The 24,175-nt window shown below is 64.5% G+C and carries 16 protein-coding genes and 1 pseudogene; 11 read left to right on the plus strand and 6 right to left on the minus strand.

The window, feature by feature from the left end:
• Positions 1-87 precede the first annotated feature (87 nt).
• Positions 88-2,406: a glycine--tRNA ligase subunit beta gene (gene glyS, locus BMI90_RS12600; RefSeq protein WP_078529842.1), complete on the minus strand. Its 2,319-nt coding sequence runs from the start codon at positions 2,404-2,406 to the stop codon at positions 88-90.
• A gap of 1 nt (position 2,407) precedes the next feature.
• Positions 2,408-2,884, minus strand: coding sequence for a DUF6446 family protein (locus BMI90_RS12605; protein WP_078529843.1), 477 nt, complete (start codon positions 2,882-2,884; stop codon positions 2,408-2,410).
• Positions 2,885-2,955: 71 nt separating this feature from the next.
• Between BMI90_RS12605 and BMI90_RS12610 the strand changes: the two genes are divergently transcribed.
• On the plus strand, positions 2,956-3,588 hold the full coding sequence (locus BMI90_RS12610) for a MarC family protein (protein WP_078529844.1): 633 nt from the start codon (positions 2,956-2,958) through the stop codon (positions 3,586-3,588).
• 26 nt (positions 3,589-3,614) lie between these two features.
• On the opposite strand, the gene BMI90_RS12615 is transcribed toward BMI90_RS12610, so the two are convergent.
• Positions 3,615-4,550, minus strand: a complete 936-nt coding sequence (locus BMI90_RS12615; RefSeq protein WP_078529845.1) for a glycine--tRNA ligase subunit alpha — start codon at positions 4,548-4,550, stop codon at positions 3,615-3,617.
• Between the two features lie 202 nt (positions 4,551-4,752).
• Here BMI90_RS12615 and BMI90_RS12620 point away from each other — a divergent pair, with 202 nt between their 5' ends.
• Positions 4,753-6,552: a trypsin-like peptidase domain-containing protein gene (locus BMI90_RS12620; RefSeq protein WP_078529846.1), complete on the plus strand. Its 1,800-nt coding sequence runs from the start codon at positions 4,753-4,755 to the stop codon at positions 6,550-6,552.
• On the opposite strand, the gene BMI90_RS12625 is transcribed toward BMI90_RS12620, so the two are convergent.
• A complete protein-coding gene (locus tag BMI90_RS12625; RefSeq protein ID WP_078529847.1) occupies positions 6,553-8,001 on the minus strand; it encodes a TrkH family potassium uptake protein in 1,449 nt (482 codons plus the stop codon). It abuts the gene before it with no gap.
• Between the two features lie 156 nt (positions 8,002-8,157).
• Between BMI90_RS12625 and pyc the strand changes: the two genes are divergently transcribed.
• On the plus strand, positions 8,158-11,595 hold the full coding sequence (gene pyc, locus BMI90_RS12630) for a pyruvate carboxylase (protein WP_146671291.1): 3,438 nt from the start codon (positions 8,158-8,160) through the stop codon (positions 11,593-11,595).
• Positions 11,596-12,074: 479 nt separating this feature from the next.
• Here pyc and BMI90_RS18750 read toward each other — a convergent pair whose 3' ends face one another.
• Positions 12,075-15,758, minus strand: coding sequence for an autotransporter outer membrane beta-barrel domain-containing protein (locus tag BMI90_RS18750; protein WP_168172772.1), 3,684 nt, complete (start codon positions 15,756-15,758; stop codon positions 12,075-12,077).
• 379 nt (positions 15,759-16,137) lie between these two features.
• Between BMI90_RS18750 and BMI90_RS19135 the strand changes: the two are divergent.
• The 8 genes and pseudogenes from BMI90_RS19135 to BMI90_RS12670 all read left to right on the plus strand — a co-directional run.
• Positions 16,138-16,463: pseudogene (locus BMI90_RS19135) on the plus strand (FAD-dependent monooxygenase); the annotation flags it as partial.
• A gap of 249 nt (positions 16,464-16,712) precedes the next feature.
• On the plus strand, positions 16,713-17,171 hold the full coding sequence (locus BMI90_RS19140; protein ID WP_348638927.1) for a hypothetical protein: 459 nt from the start codon (positions 16,713-16,715) through the stop codon (positions 17,169-17,171).
• A 677-nt stretch (positions 17,172-17,848) separates the two neighbouring features.
• Positions 17,849-19,831, plus strand: a complete 1,983-nt coding sequence (locus tag BMI90_RS12645; protein ID WP_078529850.1) for an AAA family ATPase — start codon at positions 17,849-17,851, stop codon at positions 19,829-19,831.
• Positions 19,832-20,158: 327 nt separating this feature from the next.
• Positions 20,159-20,656 carry a hypothetical protein gene (locus tag BMI90_RS12650; RefSeq protein ID WP_078529851.1) on the plus strand — a complete coding sequence of 166 codons (498 nt, stop codon included), beginning with the start codon at positions 20,159-20,161 and terminating at the stop codon, positions 20,654-20,656.
• Positions 20,649-22,424, plus strand: a complete 1,776-nt coding sequence (locus BMI90_RS12655) for a phage terminase large subunit family protein (protein ID WP_078529852.1) — start codon at positions 20,649-20,651, stop codon at positions 22,422-22,424. Before BMI90_RS12650 ends, BMI90_RS12655 begins: the two co-directional genes overlap by 8 nt.
• A gap of 124 nt (positions 22,425-22,548) precedes the next feature.
• Complete coding sequence (locus BMI90_RS12660; protein ID WP_146671283.1) at positions 22,549-22,917, plus strand: hypothetical protein; 369 nt, start codon at positions 22,549-22,551, stop codon at positions 22,915-22,917.
• 2 nt (positions 22,918-22,919) lie between these two features.
• A complete protein-coding gene (locus BMI90_RS12665; protein WP_078529854.1) occupies positions 22,920-23,330 on the plus strand; it encodes a helix-turn-helix transcriptional regulator in 411 nt (136 codons plus the stop codon).
• Positions 23,330-23,812 carry a hypothetical protein gene (locus tag BMI90_RS12670; protein WP_078529855.1) on the plus strand — a complete coding sequence of 161 codons (483 nt, stop codon included), beginning with the start codon at positions 23,330-23,332 and terminating at the stop codon, positions 23,810-23,812. Before BMI90_RS12665 ends, BMI90_RS12670 begins: the two co-directional genes overlap by 1 nt.
• 64 nt (positions 23,813-23,876) lie before the next feature.
• On the opposite strand, the gene BMI90_RS12675 is transcribed toward BMI90_RS12670, so the two are convergent.
• Entirely contained in the window at positions 23,877-24,128 is a 252-nt protein-coding gene (locus BMI90_RS12675) for a hypothetical protein (protein WP_078529856.1), read from the minus strand.
• Positions 24,129-24,175 lie beyond the last annotated feature (47 nt).

The following is a 24,175-nucleotide window of genomic DNA, read 5'->3' on the forward strand; positions in this document are numbered from 1 at the left end:
AGCGTCACCGCCACGCCAGGTCCCGGCCCCGGGACAATCGGGGCCGGCGGGAGCCTCCGGCGGGGATATTTAGGCCAAGAGGAAGGATCAGCCTTCGATCTTGGTGAGATCGGCCACGTCGAGGCAGATCTGGCGGATGCGGGAGAGCAGGTTGAGCCGGTTGCGGCGGATCACCTCGGCCTCGGCATTGATCTGGACGGCCTCGAAGAAGGCGTCGATCGGACCGCGCAGGGCCGCCATCGCGGACATGGCGGCGGCGAAATCTTCCGCTTCCATCGCCGGGGCGATCTTGGCTTCGGCGGCGTCGAGGGCGGCGAAGAGGGCTTTTTCCTCCTCGGTCTCGGCGAATTTGGGATCGGCGCCGAAGCTGTATTCGACCCCGTCTTTTTCTTCCGCCTGCGTGAGGATGTTGTTCGCGCGCTTGAAGCCTTGGATCAGGTTCTCGCCATCGTCGGTCTTGAGCGTCTCGCTCAGCGCCTCGGCGCGTTTGACGACGAGGGTGAGATCGTCCGAGCCCGGCATGGCGAGCACGGCGTCGATCACGTCATGGCGGATGCCCGCGTCGCGCAGGTGGACCTTGAGGCGGTCGTGGAAGAAGGAGAGGAGGTTATCTCTGGCTGGCACGAAGACGGATCGCCACTCAATTCCACTTCGCTGCGACACATAGATCTCGGCAATGGCTTCGGCCGCATTTCGGATATGCCGCTCCTTAATTGCTGGCTGTAGAGAAATCGCAGAATTGATATTTTCGACGTGGGCTTCGCCAGACGAACCGATGAACTCAGCGATCTCTGAAGAAACCTCTTGGCCGCGCTCGAAATCGTTGAGAATTGCGATGAACGTACGTTTGCGCTCAGCCTCAAGCACCGGTTGGCGATGTTGCTCAAAACCATTTTCGATCAGATCAGAGAGACAAACACGAAGATCATTCCCCAACACCAACCGGATCACCCCCAGCGCGGCGCGGCGCAGCGCGAAGGGGTCCTTGCTGCCCGTGGGTTTCTCGTCGATCGCCCAGAAGCCGGTCAGCGTGTCGATCTTATCGGCGAGCGCGACGGCGACCGAAACGGGCTCGGTGGGCACATCATCGGAGGGCCCCAGCGGCGCGTAGTGGTCGCGGCAGGCATCGGCGACGGCATCGCGCAGCCCCGCCTTTTGCGCGTAGTAGCGGCCCATTACGCCTTGCAGCTCGGGGAATTCATAGACCATTTCCGAGCGCAGGTCGGATTTGGCGACGCGGGCGGCCTCGGCGGCGAGATCGGGCGAAGCCTTCACCAGCGGGGCGATTTCGCGCGCCAGCGCCTCGATGCGGCGGATGCGGTCGCCTTGGCTGCCGAGCTTGTTGTGGAAGGTCACGGCGTCGAGCCCCGCGCCCATGCCCTCGAGACCGTGGGCGGCCACGGTGCGCAGGTCGTTTTCCCAGAAGAACTTGGCGTCCGAAAGGCGTGCCGAGAGCACCTTCTGGTTGCCCGCGAGGATGGTCGCGCCGTGATCGGCAGTTTCGCGGTTGGCGACGGTGACGAAGCCCTCGATCCGGCCGGTCTTGGGGTTCTTCACCGAGAAGAATTTCTGATGCTCTTTCATCGAGGTCTGCAGCACCTCGGGCGGCAGGTCGAGGAATTGAGCGTCGATCTCGCCCATCAGCGTGACAGGCCATTCGACGAGGCCCGCGACCTCGGCCAGAAGGCCCTTGTCCGGCACCACTTCCCAGCCCTTGGCGAAGGCCATCTGCTCGGCATCGTGCCAGATTGCGGCTTCGCGCTCGGCCGGGTCGAGCATGACCTTGGCGGCCTTGAGCTGCTTGGCGTAGCTCTCGAACCCGCCGACCTGGATGGTGTCGGGGGCCATGAAGCGGTGGCCGCGGGTGGCGTCACCTGCGGTGATCCCGTCCACGTCGAGCGGGACGATCGTGGCGCCCGCCTCGTCCGAGAGGATCGCGAGGATCGAGTGCAGCGGGCGGACCCAGCGCAGCGCGCCCTCGCCCCAGCGCATCGATTTCGGCCAGGGGAAGTTGCGGATCGTTTTCTCCAGCACCTCGGCCACGATCTCGGTGGCGGGGCGGCCGGGCTTTTCGATCACCGCGAAATAGACCTGACCCTTCTTGTCGTCGCGGGTCTCGAGCTGATCCATCGTGAGGCCGGTCGAGCGCAGGAAGCCCTCGATCGCCTTTTCGGGCGCGTCGGTGCGCGGGCCCTTGCGCTCTTCGCGCAGGGTGGGCGAGTTCGCGGTCAGCCCCTCGACGGTCAGCGTCAGGCGGCGCGGGGTCGAGAACGCCCCGGCGGAGGCATAGGTCAGACCGGCCTCGACCACGCCATCGGTGATCAGCTTCTTCAGGTCCTCGCGGGCCTTGGGCTGCATCCGCGCCGGGATCTCTTCGGAGAACAGTTCAATCAGAAGATCGGGCATCTCACTTCTCCGCTTCGTCATTCAGTTGGTGCCAGACAAAGGCCCGGCCATCGGGATAAAGAGCCACGACGCGATCGACGCCGGGGCGGATGTTGTGTTGCGACAGGAACGCCACCGCGCGACCGGCCTCGAGATCGGCGCCGATGGTCTTCGCGTCATAGCAGTCGAACCAGTTCGGACCGATCAGCGGGGCGGCCTTGTCATAGACCTCGTAGGTTTCGGTCGCGGTGGCGATCGAGAGATCGGTGTTGAAGCAGGCCCGGTAACGCAGGGGCGAGCTGTCCGCGTCGATCCCTTCGAAACCGCGAGCGTCAAGCGGGTCGAGCGTGGTGCCGTCGAGTTCGACGAGCGAGATCTTCGCCGCCTCGGAGCCGGGCGCGACCTGATCGTAATAGCCGTATTCCTGCGAATAGTAGACCACCGCGCCGAAGACGAGTGCGATCACCACGATGCCACCTCCGATGAGCTTTCCGTTCATGCCGAGCCCCTCCGGGGGTTTCGCGCGCCCGCCGAGCGGATATGATCGGCGCGCATCACGGAAAGAGGCCCATGGAAACCGCCCTGTTCATCAAAGCCTTCGGCGCGCTCTTCGCGATCATGAATCCCTTCGTCAACCTGCCGGTCTTTCTGGGCCTCACCGATGGCATGGAACGCGCGGCCCAGCGGCGCACCGCGCTTCAGGTGACGCTCTATTCCGCGGGGCTGAGTGCCGTGATCGTGGCCGCGGGCACGCCGATCCTGAAGCTGTTCGGCATCTCGGTAGACGATTTCCGCGTCGCGGGCGGTCTGGTCTTGCTGACGATCGCGCTGGGAATGCTCAATGGCTCGGGAAGTCCGGCCCATAGCGGCACGCCCGCCGAGCAGGCGCATCAGGCCCAGAGGGAGGATATCGCCTTCTATCCGCTGGCCTTCCCGATGCTGGTCGGACCGGGCACGATCACGACGCTGATCGTCTTCAGCGGGCGCGCGCAGGACGGCGCGGGCTATATAGCGCTGATCACCGCGCTGGTGCTGGTTCTGGCGATGGTTGCGCTGGTGATGTGGTTCGCCGCCGATATCGGCCATCACATGTCCCAGACCCTGCGCACCATCACGACGCGCCTGATGGGCATGATCCTCGCGGCCATCGCGATCGAGATGATCGCGACGGGGCTCAGAACCCTGTTGCCGGGGCTCGGCTGACAGCGAGGGGCGCATGGCCGGGTGCATCAGGCGGCATCCCCCGCCGCTGCCCCGCCCGCCTCGGTCTGCACGAAGGCATCGGCGCATTTCTTCGCCAGCGCCCGGACGCGGCCGATATAGGCCTGGCGTTCGGTGACCGAGATCACGCCGCGCGCGTCGAGCAGGTTGAAGAGATGCGAGGCCTTGATGCACTGGTCGTAGGCCGGGTGCGCCATGATGATCTTGCGGCCCGCATCATCGGTATCCGGCGAGGCGAGGATGCGTTCGCATTCGGCCTCGGCATCCTCGAAATGCTTGAGCAGCATGTCGGTATCGGCCACGTCGAAGTTCCAGCGCGAGTATTCCTGCTCGGTCTGGCGGAACACGTCGCCGTATTTCAGCGCGATCGGGGCCGAGGGGTCGTTATAGGGCATGTCCATGACGTGATCGATGCCCAGCACATACATTGCCAGACGCTCGAGCCCGTAGGTCAGTTCGCCCGAAACCGGCTTGCAGTCATGGCCGCCGACTTGCTGGAAATAGGTGAACTGGCTGACTTCCATGCCGTCGCACCAGACTTCCCAGCCCAGCCCCCAAGCGCCGAGCGTGGGGCTTTCCCAGTCGTCTTCCACGAAACGGATGTCGTGCAGCTCGGTGTCGATGCCGATCGCGCGGAGCGAGCCGAGATAGAGGTCCTGCAGGTCCGGCGGGCTCGGTTTGATGAGCACCTGGTATTGATAGTAGTGCTGAAGGCGGTTCGGGTTCTCGCCATAGCGGCCATCGGTCGGGCGGCGCGAGGGCTGGACATAAGCCGCGGCCCAGGGCTTCGATCCGAGCGCGCGCAGCGTGGTCGCCGGGTGGAACGTGCCCGCGCCGACCTCCATGTCATAGGGCTGCAGCACCGCGCAGCCTTTCGAGGCCCAGTAGCTCATCAGTCGCAGGATGATTTCCTGAAACGACTTGGGGGCGTCCGCTTTGGCCATGTCTCGCACCTTCCTTGAAAAGCGCCTCCTCTCTAGGCAAGGGGCGCGGGGGCGTCAACGCCTCGAAGAGCGTTGCGCGGCGGCTTGCGTGGTGTTCTCCGCATGGCGGGGGAAAACCTGACCGCAAAAGCGGCATTTAAGGGGTGACGCGCGGCGTGGTTTCGGTAAGGTCGCCGCAAAAGCAGTCATTATGGGGTGAGCAATGCGGGCCGTTTCGCGCACAGTTTCGATCGTTGTTGGGGCCAGCCTGACCGGCATGGTCTGGACGGGAAGCGCCTGGGCGGAGGCCTGGGTGCAGATCGAGGCGAAGAACTCTCTGGCGCAGGCCGAGGCGCGGGCGCGCGAGTGGGCGGGAATGTTCCCCGATGTCTCGGGCTTCCGGCTGGATTCGGGCTGGTATGCGATCGCGCTCGGCCCCTTCCCCGACGATCGGACCGCCGACGACCGCAGGCTTTTGCTGCGCGGAGAGGGGCTGATCCCGCGCGACAGTTTCGTCGCTGATGGCGGCAATTTCGGCCAGCAGTTCTGGCCGGTGGGCGCTGGCCTGGGCATGACGCCCCGGCCCGAGGCGCAACCCGCGCCCGAGGCCCAGCCCGAAGACCCGGTGGCGCCACCGGTTGCAGACACCCAGCCTGAACCGCTGACAGAGGCTGCGCCCATCGAGGTCCCCGCCCCGATCGAGACATTGGCCGAGAGCCGCCGCCTGGAGGCCGCCCTCACCCGTGATGAGCGCCGCGACATTCAGGCCGCGCTGGAATGGACGGGCCATTACCAGGGCGCGCTCGACGGGCTGTTCGGGCGCGGCACGCGGGCGTCCATTGCCGACTGGCAGCTCAAGAACGGCTACGAGCCGACCGGGGTTCTCTCCTCGACCCAACAAATCGCCCTCCTCGACCGGGTGGCCAGCGAGCGCGCGGCCCTCGGGCTTGAAAAGGTCACCGAATCCGAGGCCGGGATCGAGATCGACATGCCGCTCGGGCTGGTGCAATTCGCGCGCTACAATGCGCCCTTCGTGAATTACGCGCCCAAGGATGGCAGCGGAGTTCAGGTTCTGCTGATTTCGCAGCCCGGCGATGCGGCGCGACTGCGCGGGCTCTACGACGCGATGCAGACGCTCGAGATCGTGCCGGTTCGCGGTGAGCGCAAGCTGGGTGCCAGCGGTTTCACCATCGAAGGCCAGAACGACAAGATCCACTCCTACACGCAGGCCGACCTGTCGAAAGGGCTGATCAAGGGCTTCACGCTGGTCTGGCCCGCCTCCGACGATCAGCGCATGACGCGAGTGCTCGACGCGATGAAGAAAAGCTTCGCGCCGGTCGGCACCGCTGCGCTTGACGCCACGCTCGGCCAGCCGATGTCGGTGACCCGCGCCGCCCTGATGGCCGGGATCGAGAAACGTGCGCCGGTCTTCTCGCGCTCGGGCTTTTTCATCGATGCGGAGGGCCATGTGCTGACCGCCGCAGAAGGGCTTGCGCAATGCGGCCGGATCACCATCGAGGATCACCCGGCGGAACTGAGCTATGACGCGGGCGCGGAAGGCTATGCGGTGCTGACGCCGAAAGACACGCTCGCGCCCAAAGCGGTCGCGAAATTCCGCACGGATGCGCCTTTCTCCGGGACGCAGGTCGCGGTGGCGGGCTTTTCCTATCCCGAGGCCCTGCCCGCTCCGGTGCTGAATTTCGGCAAGCTCTCGGCGCTGAAGGGGCTCGAAGGCGAGAAAACCCAGGCCCGCATCGAGGCCAAGACCCGCGCGGGCGATGTGGGCGGTCCGGTGCTCGACGGCTCGGGCGCGGTGGTGGGGATGCTGCTGCCGGTCGCAAAGGATCCTCAGCGTGTACTGCCCGACGGGCTGACAGTGGCGCTTCAGGCCTCTGCGATGGCGCCCGGGCTTTCCGCGCGGGGCTTTGCGCCCGAAGCGTCGGATTTCTCGGGCCAGCGCACGCCCGAAGATCTGCAAACGCTCGCCGACGGGATGGTGGTGCAGATTTCCTGCTGGAAGTGATCAGCTGCGCCAGAAGCGCGGCAGGATCAGCACGAGCACGCTCATCAGCTCGAGCCGCCCGACGCACATCGCAACGCTCATCAGCCATTTCGCGGTTTCGGGGAAGGCCGCGACCGAGCCGTTGCCGGTGATCTCGGGCCCCCAGGCCGGGCCGATATTGGCGATCGAGGTCCATGCGGCGGTCATCGCGGTCTCGGTCTCGAGCCCGGTGAAAGTCAGCGCGATGATGAGCACCCCGAAGCTGAGGATGAAGAGCGAGAAGAAGGCCATCACCGAGTTCACGACGCTGTCCTCGACCGGGCGCCCGTCATATTGCACACGGAGCAGCCGATGCGGTGAGTAGAGCCGCTGGATCTGCGCCTTGATCGCCTCGAGCAGGATCAGGTAGCGGAAAACCTTGACCGAACAGGCCGTCGAGGAAGTGCACCCCCCGATCAGCCCCGAGATGATCAGCACGGTAAAGGCCAGATGGCCCCATTGCGTGATATCCTCCGAGGCGTAGCCCGTCCCCGTGAAGGTCGAGACCACGTTGAAGGTCACTTCGCGCAGGGTGGGCCAGAAATCGGCCTCGTGGCGGAACATCCGGTAGAGCACGATGACCGCGATCGCATAGCCCATCCAGCGAATGAAGGCGCGCACCTGCGGGTCGCGCCAGAGCGGGACCGCATCGCCGCGCAGGACCTGGACGAAACGGATGAAGGGCATCGCGGCGAGCGCCATGAAGACCGAGGCGGCATATTCCGGCGCGCCCTTGTAGGCGGCGAAGCTTGCATCGTAATTGGAAAACCCGCCCGTCGACATGGTTGTGAGCGCATGCATCACCGCGTCGAACCCGGTCATGCCGAGCCCCATATAGGTCAGCGCACAGGCGATCGTCAGACCGACATAGATGCGGATCAGCGCCGAAGAGATATCCATCGCGCGCGGCAGGATCTTGCCCAGCGTGTCGAACCCTTCCGAGCGGAAGAACTGCATCCCCCCCACCTTCATCACCGGCAGGAAGATCATCGCGACGATGATGATGCCCAGCCCGCCCAGCCATTGCAGCAAGCCACGCCACAGGTTCACCCCCGGCGGCAGGTCGTCGAGCTTTTGAATGGCGGTGGTGCCGGTGGTGGTGAGGCCCGACATCGCCTCGAAATAGGCATCCGTCAGGTTCAGATGCGGTGCGCCGAGCATGAAGGGAACCGCACCGAAGAACGGCAGGGTGATCCAGACCGCAGTCGTCAGAACGAAGCTCTGCTGGATCGAGAGGGTCCGCTTGAGCGCATCGCGCGAGGCCAGCGCGAGCAGCGCGCCCGCCGTCATCGTCAGCACGGCGCTCTCGACGAAGACGAGCCAGTGCCCTGCCCCATAACCCAGATCAACCGCCGCCGGGATCAGCATCGTCAGCCCCAGCACGGATGTCAGCATTCCAATGATATATCCAACCGGGCGCAGATCGATCATGCGCCCCACCTTGCCCAGAGCGCGGGGCTAGTCAATCCCCGGAAGAGACTTTGCAAACTCTGGGATATTGGTCAGTTAATTTGCTCAATTTCGCAAATTTTCCTTGCGCCGCGCCGCAGCAACGCTAGGTTTTGCGCCATTCCGACATCCAGGGAGATACGCATGTTCAACAAGATCCTCGTGGCAAACCGTGGCGAAATCGCCATCCGGGTGATGCGCGCGGCCAATGAGCTGGGCAAGAAGACCGTCGCCGTCTATGCCGAAGAGGACAAACTGGGCCTGCATCGATTCAAGGCCGATGAAGCCTACCGCATCGGCGAGGGGCTGAGCCCGGTCGGCGCTTACCTGAGCATCGAGGAAATCATCCGCGTCGCCAAGGAATCGGGCGCGGACGCGATCCATCCGGGCTATGGTCTGCTGTCGGAAAATCCCGATTTCGTCGAGGCTTGCGCGAAGGCCGGGATCACCTTCATCGGCCCGAAGGCCGAAACCATGCGCGCGCTTGGCGACAAGGCCTCGGCGCGCAAGGTCGCGATCAAGGCGGGCGTGCCGGTCATCCCCGCGACGGAAGTGCTGGGCGAGGATTTCGACGCGATCAAGGCCGAGGCCGCCGAGATCGGCTACCCGCTGATGCTGAAAGCTAGCTGGGGCGGCGGCGGGCGCGGGATGCGCCCGATCCTTGGACCTGATGAACTGGTCGAAAAGGTCCGCGAGGGCCGCCGCGAGGCCGAAGCCGCCTTCGGCAATGGCGAGGGTTATCTGGAAAAGATGATCACTCGCGCACGCCATGTCGAAGTGCAGCTCCTGGGCGACACCCATGGCGGGCTCTATCACCTCTATGAACGCGACTGCACCGTGCAGCGCCGCAACCAGAAGGTCGTCGAGCGCGCCCCCGCCCCTTACCTGAGCGAGGAACAACGCGCCGAGGTCTGCGAACTGGCGCTCAGGATCGGTCAGGCCGTGGGCTATCAGAACGCGGGCACGGTCGAGTTCCTGATGGATATGGACTCGGACAAGTTCTACTTCATCGAGGTCAATCCGCGCGTTCAGGTCGAGCATACCGTGACCGAGGAAGTCACCGGCATCGACATCGTGCAGGCCCAGATCAAGATCGCCGAGGGCGCGACCCTCGCCGAGGCCACCCGCGCCAAATCGCAAGATGAAATCTCGCTGTCGGGCCACGCGCTGCAATGCCGCGTCACGACCGAGGACCCGCAGAACAACTTCATCCCCGATTACGGCCGCCTGACCGCTTACCGCTCGGCCACCGGCAACGGCATCCGTCTCGATGGCGGCACGGCCTATGCGGGCGGCGTCATCACGCGTTACTACGACTCGCTTCTGGTGAAGGTCACCGCCTGGGCGCAGGACCCCGATCAGGCGATCCGCCGGATGGACCGGGCGCTGCGCGAATTCCGTATCCGCGGCGTGAGCACGAATATCGACTTCGTGATCAACCTGCTCAAGCATCCAACCTTCCTCGACATGAGCTACACGACGAAGTTCATCGATACGACGCCGGAGCTGTTCGACTTCAAGCAACGCCGTGACCGGGGCACGAAGATCCTGACCTATATCGCGGATATCACGGTGAACGGTCACCCCGAGACCGCTGGCCGCGCCAAGCCTCATGCCGAGGCGAAACCGCCGCGCGTGCCTGCGATCACCGGCGAGGTGAAGCCCGGCACCCGCGACTTGCTGGAGAAGGAAGGCGCGAAAGCCGTCGCCGACTGGATGAAGGCGCAGACAAAGCTGCTGCTGACCGACACCACGATGCGTGACGGCCACCAGTCGCTGCTGGCGACGCGGATGCGCTCGATCGACATGATCAAGGCCGCGCCTGCCTATGCCGCGAATCTGGGCGATCTCTTCTCGGTCGAATGCTGGGGTGGGGCCACCTTCGACGTGGCCTACCGCTTCTTGCAGGAATGCCCGTGGCAGCGTCTGCGCGACATTCGCGAAGCGATGCCCAATATCCTGACCCAGATGCTGCTGCGTGCCAGCAACGGCGTGGGTTATACGAACTATCCCGATAACGTGGTGCAGTTCTTCGTCAAGCAGGCCGCCGAAACCGGCGTCGACGTGTTCCGCGTCTTCGACTCGCTCAACTGGGTCGAGAACATGCGCGTCGCGATGGATGCGGTGATCGAGAGCGGGAAGATCTGCGAAGGCACGATCTGCTACACCGGCGATATCCTCGATCCCGACCGCGCCAAATATGACCTGAAATACTATATCGGCATGGCGAAGGAACTGGAGGCCGCGGGCGCGCATGTGCTTGGCCTCAAGGACATGGCGGGGCTGCTCAAACCCGCCGCGGCCCGCCAGCTGATCGCGGCGCTCAAGGAGGAGGTGGGCATCCCGATCCACTTCCACACCCACGACACCTCGGGCATCGCGGGCGCGACGATCCTCGCCGCCGCCGATGCGGGCGTCGATGCGGTCGATGCGGCGATGGATGCCTTCTCGGGCGGCACCTCGCAGCCCTGTCTCGGCTCGATCGTCGAGGCGCTGGCCCATACCGAGCGCGATACCGGCCTCGATATCGGCGCGATCCGCAGGATGTCGAACTACTGGGAGGCCGTGCGTCATCAATATGCGGCCTTCGAATCCGGTCTCGAGGCCCCGGCCTCCGAGGTCTATCTGCACGAGATGCCAGGCGGCCAGTTCACCAACCTCAAGGCGCAGGCGCGCTCGCTGGGGCTCGAAGAGCGCTGGCACGAGGTGGCGCAGGCCTATGCCGATGCCAACCAGATCTTCGGCGATATCGTGAAGGTGACGCCGTCCTCCAAGGTCGTGGGCGACATGGCGCTGATGATGGTCGCGCAGGGGCTTTCGAAGGAAGATGTTCTCGACCCGGCCAAGGATGTCTCCTTCCCGGATTCGGTGATCGACATGATGCGCGGCAATCTCGGCCAACCGCCCGGCGGCTGGCCCGAGGGGATCGTGGCGAAGGTCCTGAAGGGCGAGACACCCTCGACCGAGCGACCGGGCAAGCACCTTCCTCCGGTCGATCTGGAGAAGACGCGCAAGGATCTCGCCGAACAGCTCGGAATGGAGATCGACGACGAGGATCTCGCGGGGTACCTGATGTATCCCAAGGTCTACACCGATTACGCCACGCGCCACGAGACCTACGGCCCCGTGCGTACGCTGCCGACCCCGGTCTTCTTCTACGGGATGGAACCGCAGGACGAGATCTCGGCCGAGATCGACCCCGGCAAGACTCTGGAAATCCGCTATCTGACCTTCGGCGAGACCGACGATCAGGGCGAGGTGAAGGTCTATTTTGAGCTCAACGGCCAGCCGCGCGCCGTGCGTGTGCCCAACCGCGCCGTGAAGGCCACGACTGCCGCCAAACCGAAGGCCGAAGCGGGCAACCCGAACCATATCGGCGCGCCGATGCCCGGCTCGGTCGCCTCGATCTCGGTCTCGGTGGGGCAGAAGGTCAAGCCGGGCGACATGCTCCTGACCATCGAAGCGATGAAGATGGAAACCGGCATCCATGCCGATCGCGAGGCCGTGGTGAAAGCGGTCCACGTCACCGCCGGTGCCCAGATCGACGCGAAGGACCTGCTGATCGAGTTGGAATGAGAGCCGATCGCATATGACATGAGACGCGCGCCCGGTCCTGCCCGGCGCGCGTTTTCATCTCCGACAAAGGGAAAGCGAGCGGGAAAGCCTACAGGGGGGACCTGGCGATTCTCCTCACGTTGGGTGGCTCTGGGAATTTCATGTTTCCCAGATGACTAGAGTTCTCGAGCTCGGCTGTCATCGCTGGACTATCGCGGTGGCGACGAGGTGACGGTGGCGCGCAAAACCGTCGTGCCGATGTCTCCAAGGGGCGCCGCTTTCCATCAGCCCTATTCAGCTGGCCGAACATGATCCGGGTCCGGCTGCAGCACTCGTATCGGAGCTTGTCGCGTTTGACCGGCTTGCAGGGGGATGGCCGGTCCGAAACTGAAGGCATCGCTTGGCGTTCAGCGCCACACGGGGCCACTCCGCCATTGGGTACCGGCCCGCAAGAAACCAGTCTGCCACGGGCGTAATTCATCAGCCTACCCCCGAGGGGCTCAGAAGCGCAATCGAAGCCCAGCCGCGATGTCGATGCTGGCCGAACCGGTATCGGGCTGGAAATCGCCATGCGCGCCGAAATAGAGCGTGCGCCGACCGTCGAGATCGATCCGGTTCACGGAAAGGTCGACGCTCGCGAGCACGGCGGCATAGTTCCCATCGGTCTCGAAATCGCTACCCGGCACGGCCAGGAACGCGGCCTTGATGGGAGCCTGCTCGAGCAGTTCGGCCCGCAGCCCGCCGCGCAGTTTGACGTTCAGGGTCCCGCCATTCCCGAGCTGGCGGATCCGGGTCTTGGTCAGCCCGGCCGAGATCTGGAGCGAATTCGAAACCTTTTTGGCCACGGCCAGCGACAGATCATCCGCGCCGGTCTCCTCGAAGGCATCGCGCCGGATCTGAGCAACGCTCAGCCCTGTATCCCATTGCAATCCGCTGTCCGTCGATCCTGTTTCGGGCCACAGCAAGCGCAGGTTCACCCCGGTGTAGTGATCGACGAAACGTGCGTCGGCGGTGCGGCCCGCGCCCGCAATCTCGATCCGGCGCTTGGCCTTGGAACTGCCACGGCCGAATTCGATATTGCCGGTCAGGCGCAGGCCCGTGTCCAGATCCGTCGCGCCGTAGATCATCGCGAAACGCCGCGCACTATTGAGCGAGGAATCCGGCGCGCCGTAGCCCCGCGCGGAGGACACGTCATGATCGTCGCCCAGTGCCATGCCGATCCGGTAACCGTCCCCGGCCAGGAGATCGGCCCCGATCATCCGGGTGAACGACCCCGTCGTGTAGTTCAGAAGCACGTCGCTCGAGCGATGGATGACGGCGTGGCGACCGCTCAGATGTACCCAGAACGCGCTGCCCTTTTGATCACGCGCCGTATCCAGCCGGTCGAAAGCCACACCGCGATGCGCCCAGAGCGCGGAGAGCGTGGTGGCACGCGGGATATCATAGAGCTCGGGCGTGAGCTGGCGCAACGCCAAGTCGAGATCGGGCGAAAGTTCGTCGATGCCATAGGTGGCGGTGTCGAGGTCGCGCGTCATGAACGCCAGATTGTCGAGCGCGAGCCCCACCGCGATCTGGTTGGCATAGGTGGCGCGTTGGCCGAAATCCGACAGTTGCAGCGTGCCGAAGTCGATCTGCTCGATGCCGGAATAGGCGTAATCCTCGAAGCGGAAAGTAAAGCTGTCCGTATCGGTCTGCAGCGCCTGCAGCATCGCGTATTCCGAGGGCAGCACGCGGCGAAAGCTCAGTTCGAGCGTATCATTGCCGCCATTGCCCGCGATCTCGCCCGTGATCAGGGCGTTGTTGTTCAGCACGAAGCGATCGTCGCCGGTGCCGCCTTGCAGCGCGCCGAAGGTTTGCGAGCCGTGCTGGAAGGTCGCGATGTTGTTGCCCGAGGTGAAGGCCAGCGCCGTGCCGCCGGTGCCGCGCAAGATCCCCGTTGTGTCGAGGCTGTTATTCGTGCCCGCCCCGAAGTAGACGCCCGTGGTGCCCGTGATCGCGCCGGTCGCGTCATTCGTCACGCTGTTATCGGAGACCTCGCCTGCGATCGTGCCCGCGCCGCCCTGAAAGTGGATGCCGAAGCCGCCCGCCGTGATCTCGCCGGTATTGGCGACGGTGTTGCCGCTGACCGCGCCGCCATCGCCGATCCGGCTGCCGCTCGCACCGCCGTCACCGCCGATCAGGGCGATCCCGTCCCCGCCCGAGGTGATCGTGCCGTCATTGGTGATCGTGTTGCCGACAACGCTGCCGCCGCTGCCGCCATCGCCCAGGAAACCGCTTTGCCCGGTGGCGCCCGTAGCCCCTGTCGCGCCCGCGCTCGTGGCCGCACCCGGGCGCCCGGCAAAACCGGGCATCCCGTCATACCCATCATCCGCGCAAACCAGCGTCACCGCGAGCGGGGGCACCCCGATCTCAAGGCAAGCCCCATCGCCGCCCGAGCCACCCGAACCGCCGGGCCCTGCCAGCGCCGCAGGCGCCCCTGCGCCGCCCAGGCCGCCCGCGCCGCCGACACCGCCAACCCCTGCCGCGCCGCCAGCGCCACCCTGACCACCAGCCAGAGAAATGCCGATACCGCCTGCGTCGATCGTGCCGCGATTGGTGATGGTGTTGTCCTGCAGGTCCCCCGCATCACCACCGCGCCCGCCATCGCCGCCGCGTCCGCCATTGCCACCGCGTCCGCCATTCGCTCCGGATGAGGAACGGCCTGCGAAGCCGCCATCGCCGCCATTGCCCCCGTTGCCGCCCGGATAGGCATGCAGGCTCGAATCGATGATGCCATCGTCCCCGCCAGAGCCATTGCCACCCCGGCCGCCATCGCCCCCTTTCACCCCGTCGGCGCCGTCGCCGCCGCTGCCGCCATTCCCGCCATCGCCGCCTGCGCCGCCCGCACCGCCATCGCCGCTCGCGAGCGCGATCCCGTCGCCTGAGGCGCTCAGCGCGCCGTCATTGGTCACCGTGTTACGCGCAAGCGCGCCCCCATCCGCGCCGCGCGCGCCACTGCCCCCAGCCGCGCCCGCGCCGCCGGTGCCGTAACTATCTCCGAAATAGCCGCTCCTCGCCCCACGCAGTCTCGCGTCGCCGCCATGCCCGCCATCGCCCCCCGGCGCGCCGCAGGCAGTGTCGCCATAACAATCGTTCGTGCCCGGGTAGACAAGCCCTGGTCCTGCAGGGCCAGCGGCGCCATTTCCGGCCGAGAAGGGCACGTTCACCCCGTCGCCGCCAACGCCACCATCACCGCCGCGCCCGCCATCTCCGCCCGCGCCGCCTGCACCGGCGCTCAGCCGCGTGGCGTTGGCTCCGGCTGCGATCGTTCCGCTGTTGTAGACGGTGTTGTCCGTGACGTCGCCGCCGATGCCGCCCAATCCACCACCGCGCGCGGCCCCGCCGCTCCCTGCGCTGGCGCCGAGCCCGTCGTAATAAACCTCGTCGCCATTCTGGGCCTTGTAGAGATAGTTGATCCCGGCGACGCCTGGATGTCCGGGCAGGCCGGGTTGCCCGCCATACCCGCCCGCGCCGCCCAGACCACCCGCACCGCCCGCGCCCCCCGCTCCGCCCATGATCGAGAGCCCGTCCGCGCCCGCATCCAGCGCCGCGAAATTGCTCAGGCTGTTGGCGCTGGCCACGCCGCCTGTCGCCCCGCGCGAGCCCTCGCCAGCCACACCGCCATTTGCGCCGCGGCCACCAAGCCCGCCCGATTGTTCGGGCGTCGCCTGATCCGCGCCATAGCTGCCGCTCCCCCCAGCGCCGCCATTCCCACCTTTCGCCCCGAGCCCGCCCGTGCCGCCGGCGACCATGGCGCCGCTCATCCCGGTCGTCAGATCCGCATTGAGATCAAGCGTGATCCCCGATGCCGCCCCCGCAGGGCCCGCATCGGTGGCCGCGACACCCGCTGCGCCTTGAGATCCGGCACGCCCATCCGTTCCCGAGGAGAAGACCGGAGCGCCATTGCCGCCATTCGCCCCATCGGCCCCGGCGAAACCATTCCCGCCGCTCCCGCCGATGAAGAGATACCCGAAATCACTGACGCTTGCGGGTAGATCGAAGCTAAACGCCCCCGGCGCCAGATCGGCGCCTGCAGAGCCGGGCGAACTCGCCGTGCCGGGCTGGCCCGTCGCCCCCGTCACCTCGAGCACGCTATCGGCCAGGGCGGGGCCGAAGCCCACCGTGGTGCCTAGCACAAAGACCATGATGGCGGCTTTCCGCTCCCGGCGGATGCCAGCGGAATCGCGTTTCGCGCTGCTCGACATTTCGTCCCCACACTTAACGCCGGGGACGATCTATCGTCATCCACCCACGTATTTCCCCTGTAGGCACTCTAGATAGCGGAGGCGGATGACGCAGCGTCCAATTCCGGGCAGATCCGGGAGGGTGCTGACAGTATCGGACGGCCCCGGGTCCCGCCGGCCGACATGTGAGGCCCCGATGCGCCCCCAGCGCTGCACCCACGCAAGATGCTCGACAATCGCCGCAATCATCAGAGAGAAAACGATATTTCAGTCGACCTCCTTTCACGAAACCATGCATCCCGGCACCGATATCGGCGGAATTGGCATGGGGCTGATCCGGATGGTGCGCCCGTGGAACGAATGGCTGGTCGTGTGGGGCTACGACGTCAACGAACCCGAACCTGATGTCACCGAGGAATTCGCGACAGGAGTTGCGAACCAGTCGATCGGCGACCCGGAGCTGGAGATCGAACTGCTCAGCGCCAACACCTGGACGGTGAACAACTACTATGCGACAGAGGTTTCAAACGGCCGCGTCTTCTGCATGGGCGACGCGATTCACCGCCACCCCCGTCAAACGGCCTCGGCTCGAACACCTCCATTCAGGACTCCTTCAACTTCGCCTGGAAACTTGCGATGGTCCTGAAGGGCCAGGCGGGCGAAAAACTTCTGGAAAGCTGTGACGCCGAGCGCGCGCCCGTCGCCAAGCAGATCGTAACCCGCGCGAACCAGTCGATCGGCGAAACCGGCCCGATCTTCGATGCGCTCGGGATGGATGGCGGCGTCGATCCCGTCCAGATGCAGAAGAATCTCGAAGCGCGCTGCAATACGACTCCGGCGGCCGAGAAACAGCGCGAGGCCATCCGCAAGGCGATCGCATTCAAGAAATACGAGTTCGATGCGCACGGGGTCGAGATGAACCAGCGCTACCGCTCAGCGGCGATCGTCACCGACGGTCAGATCGAGCCGAGCTTTGAGCTCGATGCAGAGCTGCATTATCAGCCAACCGCATGGCCCGGCGCGCCCCTGCCGCATGCATGGCTTTATCGCACGGGCGGGCAACGGGTCTCCACGCTTGATCTCTGCGGGCACGGGCATTTCACAGTGCTGACGGGGCTCGACGGAAAGGCCTGGATCGAGGCGACACATGCGCTGGCTCAAGAGCTCGGGATCGCGATTGAAGCGCATCTCATCGGGCCACGCCAGCCCCATGCCGATCATGCCGGGGATTGGGCGCGGCTGCGCGAGATTTCCGATAGCGGCTGCTTGTTGGTGCGCCCGGACCACCGTGTCGTCTGGCGCGCCAATCGCCTGACCGATGCGCTTCAGGCTGACCTGCGGCGCGTGCTCTCTGCGATCCTCGATCGCAAGTAGTAAAGCACCTCTCCCGCGCGGCGCGACAGAACCGCGCGGGAACCCTCAACTCCCGCAGGCATCCGATCAGGAAGGGGAAGCATCGCGGTGCGGGCATCGGCAAAGATTACTTCGCGTGGGTGCTCCGCACCGTAATCGGTACGGGCTTGCCCTCCCGTCGAAACAGGCTCTTACCACAACCGAACTCCCGCCGATCGTTTCCTCGCGATGCGCGTTCCAGACGTCCACGACTCCAATTCCCCTGATCTTTTGCCGACCTGTCACGAGACGCCCCACCACAGCATACGCAAATCTGCGACATGAAATCCGCACGGATCGATTTCCCGGACCCTGAAACGACAGCTTCTCGTGCACTTGTGGTGGGGGGGCCTCGGGGCGGGGCTGACCGACCAAACCCGGCGAAACCGTTGGCGGAGGAGGTGTCCGCTCCAAGCCTGACGTTTGTAAAAATAAAAACGCAAAATCAGATACTTGGAAAACTCGCGCGCCGCAAAATGTGTTGCAGTGTGTGTTGCAAAATCTGATTGTCACCTTCCGTGTCACGATGACACGAAACCCGCTTTCCCGCTATCCTGAAATGAGTAACCCGCCCCCTCTGCGAAAGGGACGGACTACCTGAAATTTGGCGTGCGGGACCGGCAAGTCCCCGCGCCGTGGCATCTAAGAAAGGCTGAACGATGCAGACTAAATATAACCCGAAAGCCCACGAAGGCCAAGTCTCTGACAACCTTCAGGCCGCCCTTGATCTGGCCGCGAAAGGCATCCCCGTTCTGCCTTGGCATTGGGTGGATCGCGGCGCGAAGCGAGAGAAGGTGCCCCGGATCACCGATTGGCCGAACAAAGCGACGACCGACGCCCGGCAAATTGAGCGATGGTTCGCCAAGTGGCCCGACGCCCAAGTCGGCTTTGTCACGGGCGAGCGTTCGGGTATCGACGTGGTGGACCTAGACCGGAAGCATGGGAAGGACGGCGTGGCGGCTTGCGAGGCGGCTGGCATAACCGTGGACTCGCCCGTCGTGATCGAGACCAGCACCGGCGGCTTGCACCATTGGTGCGCCCACGTGCCGGGGCAATGCAGCGCCCAAGACCTTCTGGATGGCGTTGACGTTCGCGCCAATCGTGGCTGGGCGGCTGCACCGGGCTCTGACGGCTATCGCTTCGTTTCGGGCGACGTGGACCTCTGGGCCGACCTTCAGAGCTTCGGTTGCGCGCCCCAATGGCCGGAAGGGCTTGAACCCCAGACGCGGCCCGAGGGGGCCACCTTCGAGCCGGTGGGCATCCCCTTTGAAATCCTCTCTGAAGCCGTGTTGTCCATCCCTAAAAAGGTGCGTGAACAGCTCTACGGCACGGAGGGCGCATGGTTCGCTGCCATTCGCGCGATTCACGACGAAACGGGCGGCAGTGAAGAGGGGCGCGAGCTGGCGCACAAGTTCTCGGAAGGCTGGGGCGGCTACAGCTTCGAAGAGACCGAGGACAAGTGGAACCGACCCAATACGCACACCGGGGCCAAGGCGAGCGTCATGGGGCTGATCCGGGTGGCGCAGCGCGCCGGGTGGTGCAGCGAAGCCTTTGACGCATGGCAGATTGCTGACGACTTCGATGACTTGCCCATGCCCGAGACGGGGGCCGAGCGCGTCGATAGTTTGGTGTTCCTGAGCCCGAGCGATTGTGCCGCCACGCCAGCCCGTTCCTACATCATCAAGGGACTCCTTGCTCAAGGCGACGTGGCGGCCATTGTGGGCGCTCCGGGGGCGGGTAAGAGCCTCTTCGCGCCGCGCCTTGGCTACGCCGTGGCCCAAGGGGCCGAGGTCTTCGGGCGGCGCGTGAAGGCTGGTGGCGTCTTCTACGTGGCAGCGGAAGACGGGCACGGGATGCGCGGGCGCGTGCAGGCTTTGGAAGCCGAGCATGGCGACGCACCCGACTTCAAGGTGGTGGAAGGAGTCTCCGATCTTCTGAGCAAGCAAGGCCAGCTCAAGGCCCTGCAACGGGCGGTCAAGGAGCGGCGGCCTGCGCTTGTCGTGATCGACACCTTGGCCGTGGCGTTCCCGGGGCTGGAAGAAAACGACGCAAAAGGCATGGGGCAAGTCGTGGCGGCTGCCCGATCCCTGACCAAGTGGGGGGCGGCTGTCGTGCTGATCCACCACGACACGAAGGCAGGCGACGGGCTGCCCCGTGGTCATAGCCTCTTGAACGGCGCGCTGGATGTGGCGCTCTACCTCAAGAAGGAAGACGGCGGGGTGAGCGTGAAGCCGTCCAAGAACCGCAACGGCACGACCGAACAAGAGTTGGCCTTTACCGTGGGCGTCCGGGAAATCGGCACCGATGAAGACGGGGACGCGATCACGGCGGCGATCTGTGAAGAGGCGGACAATGCCAGCCGTGCCCGTAGTCCGCAACTTACCGCCAGCGCCCGCGCGGCTCTTTCCGTTCTTCGCGATCTGGGAAGAGGCACAATGCACGTGCCGGAAGAGTCTTGGCGGGACGCCTGCATTGGCGGGCGCGAAGTATCTGCTTCTGACAATGCGGATTCGCGACGCAAAGCCTTCAAGCGGGCCGTAGAAAGCCTGACCCGGGAAGGAGTGGTCATTTTCGCAGACGGCAAATTCGTGGAGCGGAAACGCGACAACGAACAATTCACCGAGGACTTTGACGATGTGTAGGACCGGACAGACACGGACATTGCCGGACATGTCCAGTCTTGTCTGCCGGGCAAAGGTGGGCGCGAGGCCGGACAGACACGGACACACCCCTTTAGGGGTTTCCGGGTGTCCGGTCTGCCCAAGCCCCAGACATTGCAGAGCTGAGGGAGATTACCAGATTTCCCGGCTTTACCGGCGTTCCCGTGTGGGTCCTTCCCCCTCTGGGCGCGTCGGGGGTGGCGGAGAGTCCCAAAGCCGCAGGCTGCACAGGAAATTTCAAATGGGAAACCCGGTTTTTCCCGAATTTACCGCCGTTCCCGCCGTTCCCAACTTTCCCGAGAGGCCCGCATGATCCCCAAGACTGAAATGGCAGAAATCGACGCGCTGGTGGGTGGCCCGGAGCCCGAAGGCGTGACCGCTGGCGAGCTGGCGGAATGGCTCGGCCTGACCGCTAACCGCGTCTCGGCCCTCGCCCGGGAAGGCGTGATCCCCCGGAACGCGGACAAGCGGTTTCCGCTCCGGGCCGCCGTCAAAGCCTATTGCGACCACGCCCGCGCCGGGGCCACTGGCCGCCGTGCCGACGCCGAGCTGGCCGCCGAAAAGCTCCGGTTGGCGAAAGAGAACGCGGACAAGCTCGCCTTCCAGAACGCCCGAGCCCGTGGCGAGCTGATCGCCGCCGCCGAGGTGGAACGTGAATGGGCTGGCGTCTTGCGGGACGTGCGCGCCGCCTTCCTCGCTCTGCCGAGCCGGGCCGCTGGCAAGCTCGGCCACCTGACCCCGCATGACCTTGCCGCGCTGGACGCCGAAGTCCGCGACGTGCTGATGGAGCTGGCCGAACATGACTGACACCCTGACCCGCACCCGCCGCAACGCTATGGCCGCGCTGAAGCCGCCGCCGCGCCTGAGCCTGCCCGATTGGATCGAAGGCACCATGCGGCTGCCTGAAGGCGTCTCGGCCACCCCCGGGCGTGTAACGCTCTGGCCGTATCAACGGGGCATCGCGGAAGCCATTTCCGACCCGCTCATTGAGCGCGTGACCGTGGTGAAGCCGGTGCGCGTCGGACTGACCACGCTGCTTTCGGGCACCGTGGCCGCCTACATCGCCAATGAACCCGCGCCGATCATGGTCTTGCAGCCGACCGAGGCGGACGCCCGCGACTACGTGGTGAGCGATCTGGAACCGATCTTCTCGGCCACGCCCGAGCTGAAGGGGCTCATGTCTGCCGAGACCGACGAAGCCGGGCGCAACACGCTGCTGTCCCGGCGCTTCCCCGGTGGCAGCCTCAAGGTGGTGGCCGCCAAGAGCCCCCGCAACCTGCGCCGCCACAATGTCCGCGTCCTGCTGATCGACGAAGCCGACGCGATGGAGCCGGGGGCCGAGGGCTCGCCCCTCACGCTGGCCGAGCGCCGCACCCTGAGCTTCCCCAATCGCAAGATCGTGCTTGGCAGCACCCCGACGCTTGAGGCCACGTCCAACGTGCTGCGGAGCTACGGCAACAGCGACTCCCGCGTTTATGAGTGCCCGTGCCCGCGCTGTGGCGACTTCCATGAAATCACGTGGGCGGACATTCAGTGGCCCGAGGGCGAGCCCTTGAAAGCTGCCTATGTCTGCCCGAGCTGCGGGGCCGTGACCGAAGAGCGGCACAAGCCCGCGATGGTGGCCGCCGGGCGCTGGCGCGTCACGCGGCCTGAGGTGGAGGGCCACGCCGGTTTCCGGCTCAACGCGCTTGTGTCCACGCTGGCGAACGCCTCTTGGGGCAAGATCGCCCAAGAGTTTCTTGAATCGAAGGCGCACCCCGACAAGCTGCAAGTCTGGACCAACACCCTCATGGGCCAAGGCTGGCGCGAGGCCGCCGAAGAGATTGATGACGCGGCACTGGCCGCCCGGGCGGAGCCTTTCGGGCTGCCCGACGCGATCCCGGGGGACGTGCTCTTTGTCACATGTGGCGTGGACGTGCAGCGCGACCGGCTGGAAATGGTCGTCGTGGGCTGGGGCAGGGATGAAGTCTTCATCTTGGCGCAAGACGTGATCTATGGCGACCCGATGGGCGACGACGTGTGGGTCGAGCTCGACGACGCCCTGCGCACCATCTGGAAGCACCCCAAGGGCGGCTTCCTACGGGTGGACGCCACGGGGATTGACGCAGGCGACGGCGTGACAATGGACCGAGTCCTTGGCTTCTGCCGACCTCGTATGGGCCGCCGCATCTATGCCGTAAAGGGGGCATCGGGCGACCGGCAGGCGATCAAGGCCAGCGACACGCGGGGCGCGCGGCTCTTCATCGTGGGCGTGGACGGGCTCAAAGGGCAGCTTATCAACCGGCTGACCCGCGGCCGCTCTGTCCGCTTCTCCGACACGTTGGAAGGGCGCTTCTATGAGGAGCTGGCGTCCGAACGGTTGGTGGTCCGCTATCGGCGCGGTGCCCCCGTCCGGCAATGGGAGCGCACGCCCGGCCGACGCGCGGAGTCGCTGGACTGCGTGATTTACGCCATGGCCGTCCGGGCGCTGGTGAACGCCAGCGTGGACCGCCGCGCCGAAGAGGTTGAGGCCGTGACGGTGGAAAAGAAACCCGCTACGGTGGTGCGGTCAAAGTGGCTGAGTGGGCTTGCTTGAGGCGTGGCGGTGTTGCAAATTTCACAGCGCTGTGTGCGACGAGGAGTAGCATTTAGCTAAAGTCGTATTGACACGGTGTGTGCCGTGTTTAGCTATAGCTTAACGAAGAGTCGGGCAGACTAGTTTGGTTGACGGATACAAGAAGGTCTTCTGGGGTGCTCATTGCGAAATCTGGTTCGCGCCTAAAGCGCTGGAAACATACAACAATGCCCCGCCAGAAGACAAAGCAAGGATGGAGCGAATTTTGGATCACCTTTGCGAGCATGGCCCGCAGGACTTGAACAATGAACAGTTCAAGGCTGAGGGGCGTTTTGCTTGCTCTGGGGGCAAGAAGGCGATGGTTTACGTAGCGAAGTCCTACCAGCTACGCATCTACGGGTGCTTCCAAAAAGGTCCTCCGAGAGCGCTGATGTGCTCGGAGGGCGTGTTCAAGAAGAACAATAAAGCTGACCAAAAGTTGCTCAAAAGAGTGGCGAAGAATGTGGGAGATTAGAGATGGCCATCAATAAAGAGCTGCTGGGGCCGCAAAAGGGCGAAGAAGAAGCCTATGCGATCGAGGCTTTGGTGTTTTCTACGCAGGTGGCACTTCAGAAGGCAATGAATCGTAAGGGGATGAGCAATAGGGAGCTTGCAGACCGCCTCGGAATGACGCCTGCACGCGTTTCGCAAATCTTTTCTAGCAATGGTCCCAACCTGACGTTGAAGACTATCGCGCGCATTGCTCATGCACTTGGCGATGACTTCGAGCTGGTCAGAAAGCAGGATATTCGCGGAACGTTGCCCGAAGAAAGAGCTAAAGAGTTCAGGTCCGTTGTGTTGCATGTCAATCCGCGCCTTTCCCCGTCGGTATGGCAGGAAAAGGCAGCTAATTCGACCGGACCCAACAAGCGTGATTTGGCCGCGTGATGGTTGAAAATACCAGTATTGAGCAAGACGTCTCGGCGGGCGATCCCGCCGAGTTCGACAATGACATCTATGCCAAACTCACTGTCTCGGCGCGGTTGCGAGACATCAAGCTCATCAGCTCTGACTACTCTGTCAAACCAGAGGTTTTTGAAGCGCTTGAAGACCTTGAGAACATGGTTCATGGCTTTTCTGGAGAGCCGAGCGGCTTCTATTTCGATGAAGAGACGGGTCTACTGATTGGTCAGTATCGTTGGAATGCGGAAATAAAGCTGGGACGGAAAAAGGTTCTTAAGCTCGTCTCTGAGTACCTTGTTGCCTACAACGGAATGGCTGACTTTGATGAAGGCTACGTTAGGTTCTTCTTTGAGAAAGTCGGCCGGTTTGCAACCTACCCATATTTTCGTGCGGAATTTAGTCAACATAGTTCCGCCTCTGGAATTATGCTGCCGCCGCTTCCATCGCTGAATGAGCGAGTAGACTGAAATCGAGAAATGGCAAGGCGGCGGGCATAATGACCCGCCGTTTTTGTGACGTCATAGTGAATCTTCACTGGCGGCCGCAGTACTCACGGTGCAGCCGGTCAATCTGTCGGTGCAGTTTAGCCCGCTCTTCCGGCGGCATGTTTTCCACGTCGCCCCACCGCTTCCACGCCGCTTCAATCAAGGCGTCCTGTTCTTTCTCGAACGCCTTGCGCCGCTGGCGACCGGACCGCACGACGCTATTTTGGCCTTTGCGTTGGGAACCGTTCATGGTTGCGAGCCCGGCAAGGCCGAGCCGCCTTTGGTAAAGCGAGTGCATCTGATTGTCCTGTTTTGCGGGCGGCGGCCGGAGTGAGGAATCCCCGG

It is taken from the genome of Thioclava sp. L04-15, from assembly GCF_002020275.1.
GTDB lineage: Bacteria > Pseudomonadota > Alphaproteobacteria > Rhodobacterales > Rhodobacteraceae > Thioclava > Thioclava marina.